At 66.9% G+C, this 14742-nt stretch carries 12 protein-coding genes; 2 read left to right on the top strand and 10 right to left on the bottom strand.

Annotation, left to right across the window (positions count from 1 at the left end):
* Positions 1–134: 134 nt before the first annotated feature.
* The 7 genes from nifN to KFB96_RS21650 form a co-directional block, all read right to left on the bottom strand.
* Positions 135–1526 carry a nitrogenase iron-molybdenum cofactor biosynthesis protein NifN gene (gene nifN, locus KFB96_RS21680; RefSeq protein WP_213456881.1) on the bottom strand — a complete coding sequence of 464 codons (1392 nt, stop codon included), beginning with the start codon at positions 1524–1526 and terminating at the stop codon, positions 135–137.
* On the bottom strand, positions 1519–2982 hold the full coding sequence (gene nifE, locus KFB96_RS21675; RefSeq protein ID WP_213456883.1) for a nitrogenase iron-molybdenum cofactor biosynthesis protein NifE: 1464 nt from the start codon (positions 2980–2982) through the stop codon (positions 1519–1521). The genes nifN and nifE overlap by 8 nt, the downstream gene beginning before the upstream one ends.
* A 254-nt stretch (positions 2983–3236) precedes the next feature.
* On the bottom strand, positions 3237–3869 hold the full coding sequence (locus KFB96_RS21670) for a hypothetical protein (protein ID WP_213456885.1): 633 nt from the start codon (positions 3867–3869) through the stop codon (positions 3237–3239).
* A gap of 140 nt (positions 3870–4009) precedes the next feature.
* Positions 4010–4372, bottom strand: coding sequence for a hypothetical protein (locus KFB96_RS21665; RefSeq protein WP_213456887.1), 363 nt, complete (start codon positions 4370–4372; stop codon positions 4010–4012).
* A gap of 145 nt (positions 4373–4517) precedes the next feature.
* Entirely contained in the window at positions 4518–7034 is a 2517-nt protein-coding gene (feoB, locus tag KFB96_RS21660; protein WP_213456889.1) for a ferrous iron transport protein B, read from the bottom strand.
* Positions 7031–7360, bottom strand: coding sequence for a FeoA family protein (locus KFB96_RS21655; protein ID WP_213456891.1), 330 nt, complete (start codon positions 7358–7360; stop codon positions 7031–7033). Before KFB96_RS21655 ends, feoB begins: the two co-directional genes overlap by 4 nt.
* Positions 7361–7453: 93 nt before the next feature.
* A complete protein-coding gene (locus tag KFB96_RS21650) occupies positions 7454–7801 on the bottom strand; it encodes a hypothetical protein (protein WP_213466021.1) in 348 nt (115 codons plus the stop codon).
* 275 nt (positions 7802–8076) lie between these two features.
* Between KFB96_RS21650 and KFB96_RS21645 the strand changes: the two genes are divergently transcribed.
* Together KFB96_RS21645 and KFB96_RS21640 are read left to right on the top strand one after the other, a co-directional pair.
* Positions 8077–8397, top strand: coding sequence for a hypothetical protein (locus tag KFB96_RS21645; RefSeq protein ID WP_366931459.1), 321 nt, complete (start codon positions 8077–8079; stop codon positions 8395–8397).
* Between the two features lie 151 nt (positions 8398–8548).
* The gene (locus KFB96_RS21640; protein ID WP_213456895.1) at positions 8549–9355 is read left to right on the top strand and encodes a DUF4198 domain-containing protein; all 807 of its coding nucleotides are present in this window, start codon (positions 8549–8551) and stop codon (positions 9353–9355) included.
* Between the two features lie 206 nt (positions 9356–9561).
* Here KFB96_RS21640 and KFB96_RS21635 read toward each other — a convergent pair whose 3' ends face one another.
* The 3 genes from KFB96_RS21635 to KFB96_RS21625 form a co-directional block, all read right to left on the bottom strand.
* Positions 9562–12234 (bottom strand): type IA DNA topoisomerase, encoded by a 2673-nt coding sequence (locus KFB96_RS21635; RefSeq protein WP_213456897.1) that lies wholly within the window; start codon positions 12232–12234, stop codon positions 9562–9564.
* 264 nt (positions 12235–12498) lie between these two features.
* Positions 12499–13401 carry a DMT family transporter gene (locus KFB96_RS21630; protein WP_213456899.1) on the bottom strand — a complete coding sequence of 301 codons (903 nt, stop codon included), beginning with the start codon at positions 13399–13401 and terminating at the stop codon, positions 12499–12501.
* 6 nt (positions 13402–13407) lie between these two features.
* Entirely contained in the window at positions 13408–14739 is a 1332-nt protein-coding gene (locus KFB96_RS21625) for a hypothetical protein (RefSeq protein ID WP_213456901.1), read from the bottom strand.
* Positions 14740–14742 lie beyond the last annotated feature (3 nt).

The raw sequence follows: 14742 nt of genomic DNA, 5'->3' as shown, positions 1-14742 counted from the left end.
CGTGTGTGTGTGTCATGGGCTGTCGTCCGGTTGCCGACGTCGCGGTTCATGAGGGCCGCGCTTTAAGGAAAATGAAAATGAATCGAACGAAAATTAAGTCGCGCGGGTCCGGGCTCGGCTCCCAATGCAGCGTGTCAGTGTGGGCGCGGCATCTCGCATTCGGCCTCCGAGCGCTGTTTGAGCGTGGAGCGATAGGGATGGATCTCGCCGCGCTCCTCGCCGAGCAGCAGATTGGCCAGATCGAAGATGGCGTCGCGCGTGCCGCGATAGCCGATCCAGGTCCGCTGAAACCCGCCGACGCGGTCGTATTGCGGGAAACCGGCGCGCAGCAGCGGGATGCCCAACCGTTCGGCGGTGTGGACCGCATGCGAATTGCCGATCAGGATCTCCGCGTCGCGCTCGCGCGCGGTGATCTCGAGATCCTCGAGATCGCCGATCTTGACCTCGCGTGCGACAACATCCTGCAAGGCCGGGGCATTGGCCGGGGCCACGGCCGCGACGACCTCCGCCCCGACGCTTGCGAGCATCCGGCTGAAGCCGACCAGCAGGTCCGACTCCGCGGCGATCGCGAAACGCGACATGCCGAGCATGAAGTGGCAGTCGAGCAGGGTGTCCTGAAGCTGCGCGCGCTGCCGCTCGACCTTGGCCGGGACCGGGCGATCGGCGATCCGCGAGAGCGTCATCACGAGCCCGTCGACGGCATCGAGGTCCATCAGATGTGCGAAGCGATGATCCGGAACGCCGGTGCGCTCCGCCAAGGCATCGGCCGCCGCGTCCATCGAGGCGCCGATCACCAGGGTCGCCGCGGCATCGCCGACGCTCGCCAGATCGCTCACGCGGGTGCCGCCGATGGTCAAGGGGCTGTAGTCGGTCTCGGGCAGGTGGCCGTCGAGCGAATCCGAGAGATCCGGCAACACCATCGGGGACAGACCGAACGCCTCGATCAACTCCTTCAGATGCTCGATATCGCCGGGTGTGAGATGCGATCCGGGCAGGACATTGACCTGACGCTCGCGACGTCCCGGCCGAGTGCCGGCCTCGGCGCGGGTCGGCACGAGCGTCTCGATGATCGCCTGTGTTGCTTGGGCATAGCCGGATTCCATACAGCCGGTGAAGTCCGGTGTGGAGACCGGCACGACCGCGATGCCCGCGAACTGCGGCCAGGTCTCGCGAAAAACCCGCACCGCCATCTCGATGTCTGCGCCCTGGGTCTCGACCAAGCCGGTGGTCGGCAGCCCGATCAAGTCCGGTGCACTTTTTTCGCAAATCGTCTTCAGCCCTTCGACGACCTGCGCCTCGCTGCCCATGATGGCGCTCACCTGGTCGATCGCCGTGGTCTGCAGCGGGATGGGCTCGCGGAAATGACGCACGAAGAAGATCTTGCCGAAGGCGGTGCAGCCTTGGGATCCGTGCAGCATCGGGATGGTCCGATTGAATCCGAGGAAGGCGAGTGCTGCGCCGACCGTGTTGCTGGCCTTCAGCGGGCTGACCGACAGGGCCTTGTTGCGCTTGATGATCTCAGGCATGGGACGGCACCTCGACAGGGGCGCTTTCGTTTGCGGCGAGCGATAGGGACTGCGCCGGTGTCGGATGGGTTTGCCCCTCGGCCGTGGCCCAGGGCGCCGGACGCCGCACCGCATCCCAGATCGGACTCTCGACCGTCAGACAGAGCTGGCGCGCCAGCTCGACCATGCCGACATAGCCGGCGTAGCCGAATTCGCGCTCCTGATTGATGTCCAGGAAGGGGATGCGGGCCTTGAGTGCCGTGTAGAGGTTGCGCCCGCCGGCGATCAGGATGTCGACGTCGTTCTCTCGGACCCGATCGATCAGACCGCGTGGATTGCCGTCCTCGATCATCACCGCGTCTTCGCCCATCAGCGCGCGGATGCGGGCCTTGTCCTCCTCCGTGGACTTGCGGGTGCCGGTCGCGACCACCGTCATCCCGAGATCCTGCAAGGCCGAGATGATCGACCAGGACTTGACCCCGCCGGTATAGAGCAGGACCTTGCGACCCTGCAGACGCGCCCGATAGGGTTCGAGTGCCGCGTGGATCTTGGCCTCCTCGCGGGCGATGAGTGACTCGGTGCGCCGGGTGAGATCCGGGTCGCCGATGATCCGCGCAAAATCACGCAGCGCCTGCGAGACGTCCGCGACGCCGTAGAAGCTGCCCTCGAACCAGGGGATGCCGTAGGTCTCCTTGAGCTTGCGCGCGACGTTGATCATGGCCTTGGAGCAGACCATCATGTTGACCTCCGCGCGGTGCATGGTCTGCACCTCGTGGAAGCGCGCATCCCCGGAGAGGCTGCAGAGCACGCGCAGACCCAGCTCGTCGAGCAGCGGCAGGACGTTCCAGAGCTCACCGGCGATGTTGTACTCGGCGACCAGATTCACATCGTGGACCTTGAAGCCCTCGTGCTCGATCCCCGGCGGGACCGGGTCGGGCTCGCGTCCGCCGCAGACCTGCGCGACCATGGTCTCGCCGGCGATCCGATTGCCGAGGTTCTTGGTGCCGTAGAAGCCGGCGGCATCGACCGAGACCACGGGCGTGCCCCACCGCTTCTGCGCCTCCCGACAGACCGCACCGACATCGTCGCCGGTCAAGGCCGGCACGCAGGTGTTGTAGACGAAGACCGCCGCGGGCTTGTAGCTGTCGATCGCCTGCTTGATCCCGAGGAAGAGCCGCTTCTCGCTGCGGCCCATGATGACGTCCTGCTCGGTGAGATCGGTCGTCATACCGATCTTGTAGAGGCTCGGACCACTCGAACGCGCCCCGCGGTTGTCCCAGGAGTTGCCCGCACAGGCGATGGAGCCATGCACGATGTGCGCGACATCGGCGATCGGCAGAAGCGCGATCTGAGCCCCGTCGAAGGAGCAGCCGCCGGCCGTCGCGCCGGGCTTGAGCTTGGCGCAGCCCGATTTATCTTTCGCGTTGTGCGCACACGCCGGCTCGTCGAGCAGCGCGGCGATCTCTTTTTGTTTCATGAAGGCTCCGAAGGCGTTCGCTTTGGAGCTTCTTAAGCAGGCCCTATGCCAACCGCTATACTTTTGTTTTAATGGGAGAAGACCAGGCGTCTGTCAGATTCACGACAAGGCGGATGTCTGAAAGCCCCGCATTCGTCTGTGGGCTCTCGAAGGACGCAGCTCGCACCTGATCCGTCGAAAAAGCCTTCAACGAAGATCGACGCGGTCTTTGCCGAACCTGCTTGTCCGTGCCGGTTCGGACCCGATCGCGCGGATCAGACGGCGCCGTCCCCCATCGCGCAGGCAACGATGCGTCGGAGCAGATCGGCCGCGAAGGCGTGGTCGTCGGGGCTGCCGCTGCCCTCGCAGGCGACATACACCTCGACACCCACATAGCGGGGCGTGGCCCGGTCCCACACCAGCGGCGGCAGATCCGGTCGCGCGAGCGGGAACGGGCGGACACCGGCCAAATCGGCGAGTGCGCCGCCGGTGTCGGCCACGAGCTGGATGCCTCGAACCGGGTCGCCGTCGACGGGACCCGCGGAGGCGATGCGTGCAAGCAGGTTCGGGGCGGCGCAGAAGACGTCGGCCGAGCGACGCAGCTCATCGATGCCGGTGTGCAGGTCGATGATCAGCTGCTGGCCCGGCTGTACGCGCTCGAGGATCTGCAGATACAGCTCGCCGTGGCGTTGCCGCCAGCTCGTCAGCTCGTCGGGCAGAGGGCGCTGGCCGGACAGACCGAGCGGGATACGCAGCACGGCGAAGGTGGCCGGATCGAGACGCGCCGCAACCCGTTCGCCGAAACCCAGCTCGCCGCGGTGCGCGCCGATGACGAGCAGCACCGGCGGAGTCCCGCGACCCGGACGGGGACGGCTGTGATCGGTGGCCCGTGCGGCTGGGTTGGGCATCGCTGGCTTGAATCTGCGTTAAGCCCGACCGCCCGGAGGCCGGACCGCCGGCTTCGCGGCAAGATGCCGCTCGGACGAAGGCCCGCACTGCACCCGCGGGGCCCGCGCGGCGCGCATCCTTGCGGCCCGTAGACACACCTTCATCGGGCCTCGCGACCCGGGGGCTTTCGAGGGATTGCCACCGCTACCGCGTGCGACGGCCGTGACTTGTCCGCCACCCGCTCGACGCCGCACGCACCCTGGCCGCAGCCGTCGCAGCGGCCGCCACGGCGCCACAGCTTGCGGTAGAGATAGACCAGCGCCACGCCGACCACCGCTGCGACAACGGCCAGATCGACCCAGCCGGCGGGCTGCTCGGCGGAGATGTCGATCGCAGGCGCGGGATCCAGCGCCAACTCGGATGCCGTGAACGGAAGCGGCGCCGGCGGCTTCAGCTCACCTGTGACCGATGGCGCGGCGAGATCGGCCGGATGCGCGAGCTGATCGGGGATCTGATCGGTCATCGGATACTCGTCGGGTTGTCCATCAAGGGGGTACGGAAGGGTTCAAAAATGCGTAGAACAACGCGACGAGAGAATACCTTTGCACCGGAAGGCGCGCCGAGCGAGGGCCGGAAGCCCCGCCATCGCGCCGGGACCCCAGCATCCCTCAGGCGAGCAGTCCGCGCCGGGCCACGCGCCGCCCGCCGGCCAGCCCGACCACGAGCAGCAGGGCCAACGCGCCGAGGTAGACTGCTGTCATCACCTGGATGCCGCTCGCCCCGAGCGCGGTGCCGATGCTGTAGACCAGGCTGGCGACGGCGAGCCCGAGCAGCGTCGGGAAGACGATCGAGAACAGCATCCATTTGTAGGAGCCGGTCTGGACCTTGACCATGATGGTGGTCGCGAGGCACGGCGGATAGAGCGCGAAGAACAGGATCAGCGCGACGGCCATCAGCGTGGTCGCCCCGCCGGCCGCGGTCTCGGCGCCCATGCGCTGCTCCAGGGTCTGGTTGGCGTCGTCGTCCTGCTGGAACAGCACGCCCAGCGTTGCGACGCTGCTCTCGCGCGCGGCGAACGACGCCAAGAGCGCGACATTGATCTTCCAGTCGAAGCCCGCGAACTGGGTGACCGGCTCCAGACCCCGGCCGATGCTGCCGAGCACGGAGTAAGTGATGCGCTCCTCGCGCATCTCCCGCCGGAGCGTCTGGCGCGTCTTGGCGAGATCGCGCAGGGCGCGGCTGGCCTGCCTCGCATCCTGATCATCGGATGGCGGCCTGACCAACGCATAGAAGCTCGGGTTGCGTGTTTCGAAACGCTCGGCCACCACCTTGGAGCCGGCCTCGCCCTTCGCGTTGAGCCGCGCGCGCTTGTAGTCGGTCTCGAAGTTCAGCAGCGCGACCAGCGACTCGGCACCGCCGCCGAGGACCGCGTCATGATAGGTGTTGCCGGCCAGTGCCTGCTCGAAACGCACGGCCGCCGCCTGCCCTTGCTGCTCGAAATGGGCGCTGCGCTCCGCCGGCAAACCCGGCACATGCAGCAAGGTGAACACGACCACGGCGACCGCAAGCACGACGGTACCGACCTTCTTCACGTACTGCCAGGTGCGCTCCAACGAGCGGCGCAACACGCCCCACAGGGTCGGCAGGTGGTAGTGCGGCAGCTCCATGACGAACGGCGAGGTCTCCTGCCCGCGCAGCAGGGTGACCGTCAGGAGCTTCGAGACGAGCAGCGCGAAGATGATGGTCATCGTCGAGATGTAAAACATCATGAGTGTCTTATCCTCGACGAAGAAGATGCCGAGCAAGAGCGTGTAGAGCGGCACCTTGGCCAGACAGTTCATGTAGGGCACGGCGAAGATGGTCGCCATGCGCGCCCGGTGGTCCGGAATACCCTTGGTCGCCATGACGCCGGGTACCGCACAGCCGCCGGCGAACACCCCGCCTAAGATCAGCGGCAGCGTACTTTGTCCGTGCAGCCCGAAGCGGTGCAGGATCTTGTCCAGGATGAAGGCGATGCGGGCCATGTAGCCCGTGTCCTCGATGACGGCGATGGCCGCGAACAGGATCAGGAAGATCGGCACGTAGTTGAGCAGCGTGTTGGCCGAGTCCACGAGCCAGAGCCCCATGGCGCGCGTGTAGGGATCGTTCAGGAACCCGGCCGCAGGCAGCAGCCCGGCGATCAGCTCGCGCAGCCCGGCCAGGAGCGGCCAGGTATAGGTGGTCAGCTCGTAGCCCCAAACGATCGACACCTGGTAGATCATGAAGACCGTCAGGACCAGAAAGAAGGGTGCGGCGGCGCGGTTCAGCACCACGCGGTCGATGCGCTCGGTCAGCGTCGGGCGACCGCCGGCCGCACCGCTCAGCACGCCGGCGAGCAGCGCGGTGACGGCGCGGTCGCGGCAGGCGACGACGTGGTCCCCGACCGAGCGCCCTTCCGCCGCCGCGAAGACCTTGCGCAAGGCCTCGGCGCGCGTCAGCAGAGGGTTGGCGATGGCCTCGCCGACGCTGCCCGCAAGCAGGCAATCGGCCTGGATGTCGCCCTCCAGCAGTTTCAGCGCCAGCCAGCGGCGCGGCGTGTCGCCGAGGGTCTCGAGCGCGTCGAGCGCGGTGCGAAGCTCGGTGATCGCGGGCTCGAGCGCTCCGTAGTCCACCGGAGGCGCGGGACTGCCGGCCGGGTCGTTCGCCGCCGCCCGCGCCCGGATCGCCTGACGCAACGGCTCGCGGCCCTGATTCTTGCGCCCGACCGTCGGCACCACCGGCAGCCCGAGCCGGCGCGCGAGGGCCTTGTGGTCGATGCGGATGTCGCGGCCGGCGGCCACGTCCATCATGTTCAGCGCCAGCACCGTCGGCAGACCCATCTCCAGCAACTGAAACGTCAGGTGCAGCGAGCGCTGAAGGTTCGAGGCATCGACGACGTTCACCGTCACGTCCGGACGCTCGGCGAGCAGGAACTCCCGAGCAACCCGCTCCTCCAGCGAGAACGAGGTGAGGCTGTAGGTGCCGGGCAGGTCTACCGTCCGGACCGCGCCTTCGGCATCCGCGTACTGGCCGTACTTCTTGTCGACGGTCACGCCCGGATAGTTCGCGACATGTTGCCGCGCGCCGGTCAAGAGGTTGAAGAGTGTCGATTTTCCGGCATTCTGCTGACCCGCGAGGGCCACCAGAAGGGGTTTGGTTGCGCTCATGGGCGAGACTCCTCGGAGGCCGGGTTGCCCGATCGTCCGCCTTCGATGCCATCCTGCCGCCGGTCGTCGCGCTCGTTCGGGTCCTCGACCTCGACGGTCGCCGCCTCCTGTCGGCGCAAGGTGATGCTGCCGGCCGCAAGCTTGATCTCGATCGGATCGTTGAGGGGGGCACTGCGCACCATCGTCACCACCGTGTTCGGCATCAACCCCAGGTCGAGAAGGCGCTGGCGCACCGCCCCGCTCGACCGGTGGCCGCGGATGCGCACGCGCTGTCCCGGCGGGATGTCGTTCAGCGTGCGGGGCGGGGAATCGGGGGTGCGGGACATGGGAGGGCTCAAGTTGAGAGTAGACACACGAACTGGAAGGTGTTGTCAGTTTAAGCGCGACCGACGCTAAACGACAACAAGAATGATTGTTATTTATTCTCCGGCGGACGCTCCGTAACCCCGATCCGCAGCGGATTCAGGCGGAAACAGCGCGAGCGCAAGGAGCCCGTAGAGACCGGTGAGCGCGACCAACGCGAAGGCCGGGAGCATCACCCGGCGAAGCGGACCGCGGCGGCGCAGGAGCCAAATCGCGATCGACACCGCGACGGCGATGCCGAGCAGCGCGACGACCTTGCCCTGCGGCACCGCGAAATTGAGGTCCCGATAGAGGAAGCGCCCGCCGTAGCGGTGGGCCAGATGGCGGACTTCGATGGCCGGCGCGGCCGCGGCCGCGGTCATCGGCACTGCGGGGTACGCTTGCGGCGCCGTCTCGTGACTCACGATCGGTCTCCGCTGAGGGTTTGTGTGGCGCATACCGGCTGAATCGAAGCACCGTCTCTGTCGGACGTGCAACGACGGGTGCTCGACGCCGCAGTCTACGCCGACGGCATCGCCAATACAAACGCGAACGATTGCTATTTACTAACGCACGCAAAGCCTGATAACCTGTCCGTGAATTGCGCGCCGTGCGGACGAGAGTCGCCGTCCGTCGCCGGCCGCGGGACCCGCGAGCCACCGCGGCGCGCCCCGATCTACCCGTTCAAGAGGAGAACCCTGTGCTCAAGTCCACGATGCTCGCAGTCCCCGCCGCCGCCCTGCTGCTCATCGGCTCCGTCGCTCTCGCCCACACCCCGCTCTGCTCCTGCTACGACAACGGCGACGGCACCGTGCTGTGCGAAGGCGGGTTCTCCGACGGTTCGTCCGCATCCGGTGTCGCGATCCGCGTGCTCGACGCCTCGGGCAACGCCGTACTCGAAGGCGCAATGAGCGAGGACAGCGAGTACGAGTTCCAGAAACCCGACGGCAGATACAAGGTCGTCTTCGACGCCGGCCCCGGGCACCAGATCGAGATCGCGGGCACGGACATCGTCGAGTAACGACCCGCTGCCTGTAATCAGGCCCCCGCGTGCAGCGTTCCGCGTCGGGCCCTCGCTGCCGACGGGGTCGATGCGCCTCCCCTGACCGCTTCGGTTCTGTCGTCGGCCGCCGAAATTCCCCAACCCACTGTTGATAAGGAGTACGACCAACATGACGCAAATCACCCGGGGCGCCGCCCTCGCCCCGCTCGCCGCCTTCATCGCCGTCGGGCTGACCGCGCCGGTACACGCCCACTTCCAGCTCCTCTACACCCCCGATGTGATGCTCGCGGAGCCTGCAGACGTGCCGTTCAAGCTGGTCTTCGGCCACCCGATGGAGAACAGCAACGTCATGGACATGGGCGAGCCGGAGCGGTTCGTCGTTGTCTTCAAGGGCGAGGAGACCGACCTTAAGGGCAGCCTGACACCCATCACCTGGAAAGGTCCGCAGAACGAGGCCAAGGCCTACGAGACGACCTACAAGGTCAGGCGCAACGGCGACTATCTCTTCGCATTGGTTCCCGCCCCTTACCTGGAAGAGGCCGAAGGTGCCTATATTCAACAGATCACCAAGATGATCGTGAACAAAGGCGGCATGCCGACCGGCTGGGGCGAGCCCCTTGGCCTGCCGACCGAGATCGTGCCGCTGAACAAGCCCTACCAGGTCTTCGTCGGCAGCACCTTCAGCGGTCAGCTCCTCAGCGAGGGCGCGCCCGCCGCCGGTGTCGAATGCGAGATCGAATACATCAACACCGATATCGACATGGCCGCGAACGCCTTCGGCAAGGACCACACGGGCCCGGTACCGGAAAGCGCCGTCGTCGCCGTCACCGATCCCAACGGTGTCTTCACCTTCGGCATCCCGCGCCCCGGCGTCTGGGGCTTCGCCTGCCTCGGCTCCGGCCCGGCCAAGGAGCACGAGGGCAAGGAGCTGTCGCAGGACGCCGTGCTCTGGATCAACGCGACCGAGCTGAAATAGGACCGGCATCGGCCGGGGCCGCCGGCACCGCCCGGTGCCGGCGTTCGGCGAACGGAGCCGTGCAGCGATTCCGAGACCGTTGTCGTTGTCGTTGTCGTTGTCGTAATCGACTATCGATGCGACTACGACCACGACCACGACCACGACAACGACAACGACAACGACAACGAAAGGGCTCGACACATCTGCCGTGCTGCACTCGGCGGTCAAGACCCCTCGGTCGCAGCGGCGTCCGAGTCGGCCACGACCTGCCACCGGTCATCGAGACGCAGTCGGAGCGGACCCGCGGCGGCCTCGTTGCTTGCGATCGACCGGGTCCGTCCGTGCTCGATCAGGTCACGGATGTCCGTCTCCTCCAGATCCCGGCCCTCGTAGGTCTTCCAGACCACGAAGTCGCAGCCCTCGCGGAAGCGGTTGCAGCCGAAGCCGCGACGGCCTTCGATGATCCTGCCTTGGCCGCATTTGGGGCAGACGGGGGGGCGGTCGCGAATCGAAGGGGTCGACGCGCGGCTGTCCTTCGCACCTTCCGGGACCGCCGGCCGGCCTCGGCTGGATCGAGTGGTCTTGCGAGTCTCCTGCCCGCCCTCGGCGCCCACCTGTGCCGACCCGGTGTCGGTCGGCTCGGACTCGAAATCGAAAACCACTTTCCCCGCTGCATCCAGCCGCAACCCGGCACCAAAGGGTTTGCCCGCCTTCGAGGTGAAGCCCTCGAGACGCGGAAGCCGACCCTCCGCCACGAGGCGTTGCACCTGATCCTGCGTCAGGGTCAAACCGGCGACCGTCTTCCAGACGGTGAAGCCGCAGCCCTCGCGATAACGGCTGCATCCATAGGCGCGGGCGTTCTCGGTCATCTCGCCCTCGCGACAGATCGGACAGGCGCCGAGACCGGCCGTCCGAGATGCGGTCGATCCTTCCGAGGCGCCGCCCCGGCGCGACCGCCCGGACTTCCGCGTACCCCCTACCCGCCCGGTCTTCGCGCCCTTTCTCGCCGGGCGTTCGGCGCGCTCCGCTGACACCTGCTCGGCAGACATTGCCGGGCCTTGTGCGATCTGCGGCACCAGCTCGCGCAGAAACCCGATGATGTCGCGATCGAAGACCTCGACCGGCAGCTCGCCGTGCTCGACGTCTTTGAGGCGCTGCTCCCACTCGGCCGTCAGCTCCGGGCTGCGCAGTGCCGGTGCGACCAGGCCGATCAGGGCGATGCCTTTGGCCGTGGCATGCAACTGCTTGCGTCGGCGCTCGACATAGCGGGTGCGGATCAGCTTCTCGATGATCTCGGCACGCGTCGCCGGCGTGCCAAGACCGGATTGTTTCATCGCCGCGGCCAAGGCATCGTCCTCGATCTCGCGACCGGCGTTCTTCATGGCGGCCAAGAGGGTCGAATCGTCGTAGTGACGCGGCGGCTGCGTCTCCTTCTCCTGCACCTCCAAGCTGTCGACCTGGAGCTGCTGGTCCTTCACCAGCGGCGGCAAGACGTTGGACTCGCCGGTCTGGTCAGCGCCGGTCTGGTCCAAACCGGACTCGCCCGTGCCGCTCGACTCGGCACGCCCGCCGGTCTCGGCCCGCTTCCAGCCCGGTTCCAGGACCACCGCACCGCGCGCCAGGAAGGTCGCATCCCCGATCGCGATCTCCACGCGCGTCTCCTCGATGCGCTGATCCGGCAGGAAGACCGCGACGAAGCGCGTGACCACCAGGTCGTAGATCTTGCGCAGCGCGGGCGGCAGATCGGGGGAAGGTGTCTTGCCGGTCGGCAGGATGGCGTGATGGTCGGTCAGCTTGGTGCGGTCCACGTACGCCTTGCCCAGCCGATGGCCCGCCTGAAGCCGGCCCAATGCCTCGCCGGCGAGCGGATGTTGCAGACCCTTCAGGATGCCCGGCAGCTCGGGCAGCATGTCCTCGGAGATGTGGCGGCTCTCGGTGCGCGGATAGCTGATGAGCTTGTGGGTCTCGTAGAGCGACTGGGCATGTTCGAGCACCTGCGCGGCGGTGAAACCGAAGCGCCGGTTGGCATCGCGCTGCAGATTGGTCAGGTCATAGAGCGGCGGCGGACGGACGGTGCGGATCTTCTTCTCGACCTTCGCAACCCGCCCGATGCGATGGGGGCTCAGCTCGCGGTGGAGCCGCTCGGCCTCTTCCTTCTTCTCGATGCGGGTCTCGCCGTCGCGGATGTAGCGGGCGTCGAAATGCGCCGCATCGGCGGTCGTCAGATGCGCGACCAGCTCGTAGAAGAATGCCTTGGTGAAGCTCGCGATCACCTGATCGCGAGCGACGATCATCGCCAGGGTCGGCGTCTGTACCCGTCCGATCGTGCAGAGGACCCGGTTGTGCACCGTGTAGGCCCGCGTGAGATTCATGCCGATCAGCCAATCCGCCTGCGCACGGGCACGCGCCGCATCGGCGAGATGATCGTAGGCTTGGCCGGGGCGCAGCGCGCGAAAGCCCTCGCGGATCGCCTCGTCGGTCAGGCTGGAGATCCAGAGTCGGTCGAACGGCTTTTTGCAGCGGGCGTGCCGATAGATGAGTCGAAAGATATGCTCGCCTTCGCGGCCGGCATCCGTCGCACACACCAGACGCTCGGTATCGGGTGCCGTGATGAGCGCCTTGACGATCTTGAACTGGGCCGCGGTCTGCTTCGCGGTCTTGAGCTTCCAGGCTTCGGGGATCATGGGGAGCTGATCCGCCGACCACCGCCCCGCCCAGTCGACACCCTGGGCATCGCCGTACTCGTCCGGCTCGGCGAAATGGATCAGATGCCCGATCGCCCAAGTCACCCGATAGCCGTTGCCCTCCAGAAACCCCTCGCCCTTGCGGCGCGCACCCAGCACCCGCGCGATGTCGCGGGCGACGCTCGGCTTTTCCGCAACCACCACGATCGTCATCCCGATCTCCCTTCCGCACGCCGATCCGCCGCGTAGGTGGGATCAGCGCAGCGTCATCCGACAGCCGAACTCGCCGCAAACCGCCGAACGCCGGATTACGGCACGCATCGGCCTCGGCAAACAATCTCCGGCATTGTACCGGCGCGCCTAACCCGACCTTCGACCTGAAACATCGATATTACACCCATCCCGGCGACGGTCCCGGCACCTGCTGCCCCCGGTTGTGGCACAAACGCCGGCGTACCCCGCCCGCAGCTGCCGAATCTACTTCTGCGTCAAGGCCAGCACCCCGAGCAGCATGACGGCGGCGCCGATCAGCTTGATGACGACATGCTGCTCGTTGAAGAACCAACGCCCGAGGACGACGGAAAAGACCCCCGCCGTGCGCTTCACGGCCATGGCGTAGGAGGCCAACGTCAGGCTGAGCGCGATCTGGTCGGCGATGCGCATGAGCGCGAACAGCGCCCCGAGGACCAGCAGGGGGCGGATGCGACGGCGCGCCTGCGGCGTGAAGATCTGCCGATAAAAGCCCCGGTCGCGGAGACTGAAGAGGACGAAGATGACCAGCGGGTTGACGATCGCGACGATCACCGCGAACGACAGCGGATCGCTCAACTGGATGCCGATCCGCCCGACCACGCTCGCAGCGGCGAAGCAGGCGGCGGCAACGAGCCCGAGCACGCTGCCGGGGTCCGTCACCAGCCGCTTGAAGGGGAGATACCAGCGCACCTCATGGTCGCCGAGACTCAGGATATAGCCCCCGCCCACCAGCAGAACGACACCGAGCAGACCGACGGATGCAGGCAAGGCGCCGGTGATGAGCCATTCGATCAGGATCGCGAAGCCCGGGGTCAGCGTCATCAGGGGTCCGACCAGCGAGACCTCGGTCTTGTGCAGCGCCGCGTTCAACGCCCAGCCGCCGAAGGCCGACAAGATGCCCCCGCTGAGGACGGCCATGAGATAGGCCGGCTCATGGAAGGGGAAATCACGATACCAGAGGATCAGCGGCAGGGTGATGACCAGGCTGCTGAGGTTGACGTAGAACGTCAGCACCTCGGTGGAGAAATCGAGACTGAGATGTTTGGTGACCGCCAGGCGAGAGGCGTGAAAAAAGGCCGACGCCAGCGAGAAGAGGATCCAAAGGTGGGCGAAATCGGAGAAATCCACCGGCGGTCATGCCCAACCGGTGCTCGAGTCGACAAAGCGCTTGAGTGGCCCGAAACGGATATCGGGATCATTGCCTTGGAGGCGCTGATTGCGCTCGGCGAAAGCGCGTTGGAACCGGCCTCGACGATGCCAGCTCTCGACGCTCAAACGTCCCTCGCCACGCAGGATACACACGCTGGGAACACCGCCGAGCCCGAGCAGACCGGCCCCGCCGATGCCCGAGAAGAGCTTCGGCTGGATGGTCAGGTGCACGACCCCGGCGTCTTCGAGCGTTGCACCCGGGCGGTTGCGCGCGGGGGCATGGAGATTCAGGGCGTAGCAGGGCTGATTCAGTGTCATCAGATCCGTGCGGCGGCGCGCGTCGGTCCGAGCAAGGCGGCGGGCGGTCGATACGGGAAGGTCTCGGAGCGCCAGGGACAGCTCGCCCAGCCCGGCCCGAATCCGCGCGGACACCGGCAGCGCGACGAGACGACGCGCAATGTCGGCATGCGGGCGCAGCGCATGGCGATGCCAGGGCGACGGCGCTCGGCGATGCCCGGTAAAGACCTCGAGCAGATCCGCCGCCAGCGCCTCGAGGCGCAGATGTAGGCGCCGGATGAGATCCTCGAACGCAGGGTCGTCGAGCACCTGCCAGCCGGGCAGCTCGATCAGGCAGCCGAGCGGCCGGTCGCCTCGGAGCGTCAAGCGCTCGTCGGGCATCGCCAGCCGGGCACCCGGAATGCCGAGATCGAATCCGGCAAGCGACGCGTGAATCAGGTCTACGCCCAAGAAGGCAAGCGGGTCGATGGCTTGACGGCGCAGCCGGACATCCGCGACGGTGCCGAATCGCCCGGCGCTCTCCAGCGGTTTCAACACCTCGCCGCTCCAATAGAGGAGATGGAGATGAAACTGTTTGGCGGCCTGCACGCTCTCGCGGTCGTGCGTGTTGGGGTCGCAGTTGAGCGCGAGGTGCAGCTCGCCGTCGGCCAGATCGAAACGGCGCATGATCCGCGGATCGGAGACGAAGCGCACGAAGGCGAGCCCGGTCCGCCAGAGGACGCCGCCGGTGATGGGCTCCACGGCGCTGGGCGTGGCCTTCGGAGGATCCGAGATCTCCGACACCATAAGGTCGAAGAGGCTGTGGGGCGACGCCTTGTCGATCAGGGCCAGCCGGTCGCCGTCGCAGGTGATCTCCTGAATCGTGCGGCGGGCGAAGCGTCGCTGCGGGTCGGGGTGCTCGATCTCGGTGCGGGTCAGTGCAAACTCGGCCGGCGGCCCCGGGATGCGCAGATGCTCCCAGGCGACGCGCATCCGATCCAGACCGCGGGGATAGAGCGCCGCGAACCGATCAGGTCGCATCGA

Source organism: Thiocapsa sp., assembly GCF_018399035.1.
GTDB lineage: Bacteria > Pseudomonadota > Gammaproteobacteria > Chromatiales > Chromatiaceae > Thiocapsa.
Note: the sequence above shows the minus strand (reverse complement) of the source record. Positions and strands in the feature narration are given on the sequence as shown.

Coding starts and splice junctions, on each gene's coding strand:
- nifN (WP_213456881.1), bottom strand. CDS start 1,526: ATGCCTGAGATCATCAAGCGCAACAAGGCCCTGTCGGTCAGCCCGCTG.
- KFB96_RS21655 (WP_213456891.1), bottom strand. CDS start 7,360: ATGTCCCGCACCCCCGATTCCCCGCCCCGCACGCTGAACGACATCCCG.
- feoB (WP_213456889.1), bottom strand. CDS start 7,034: ATGAGCGCAACCAAACCCCTTCTGGTGGCCCTCGCGGGTCAGCAGAAT.
- KFB96_RS21670 (WP_213456885.1), bottom strand. CDS start 3,869: ATGCCCAACCCAGCCGCACGGGCCACCGATCACAGCCGTCCCCGTCCG.
- KFB96_RS21640 (WP_213456895.1), top strand. CDS start 8,549: ATGACGCAAATCACCCGGGGCGCCGCCCTCGCCCCGCTCGCCGCCTTC.
- KFB96_RS21665 (WP_213456887.1), bottom strand. CDS start 4,372: ATGACCGATCAGATCCCCGATCAGCTCGCGCATCCGGCCGATCTCGCC.
- KFB96_RS21635 (WP_213456897.1), bottom strand. CDS start 12,234: ATGACGATCGTGGTGGTTGCGGAAAAGCCGAGCGTCGCCCGCGACATC.
- KFB96_RS21625 (WP_213456901.1), bottom strand. CDS start 14,739: ATGCGACCTGATCGGTTCGCGGCGCTCTATCCCCGCGGTCTGGATCGG.
- nifE (WP_213456883.1), bottom strand. CDS start 2,982: ATGAAACAAAAAGAGATCGCCGCGCTGCTCGACGAGCCGGCGTGTGCG.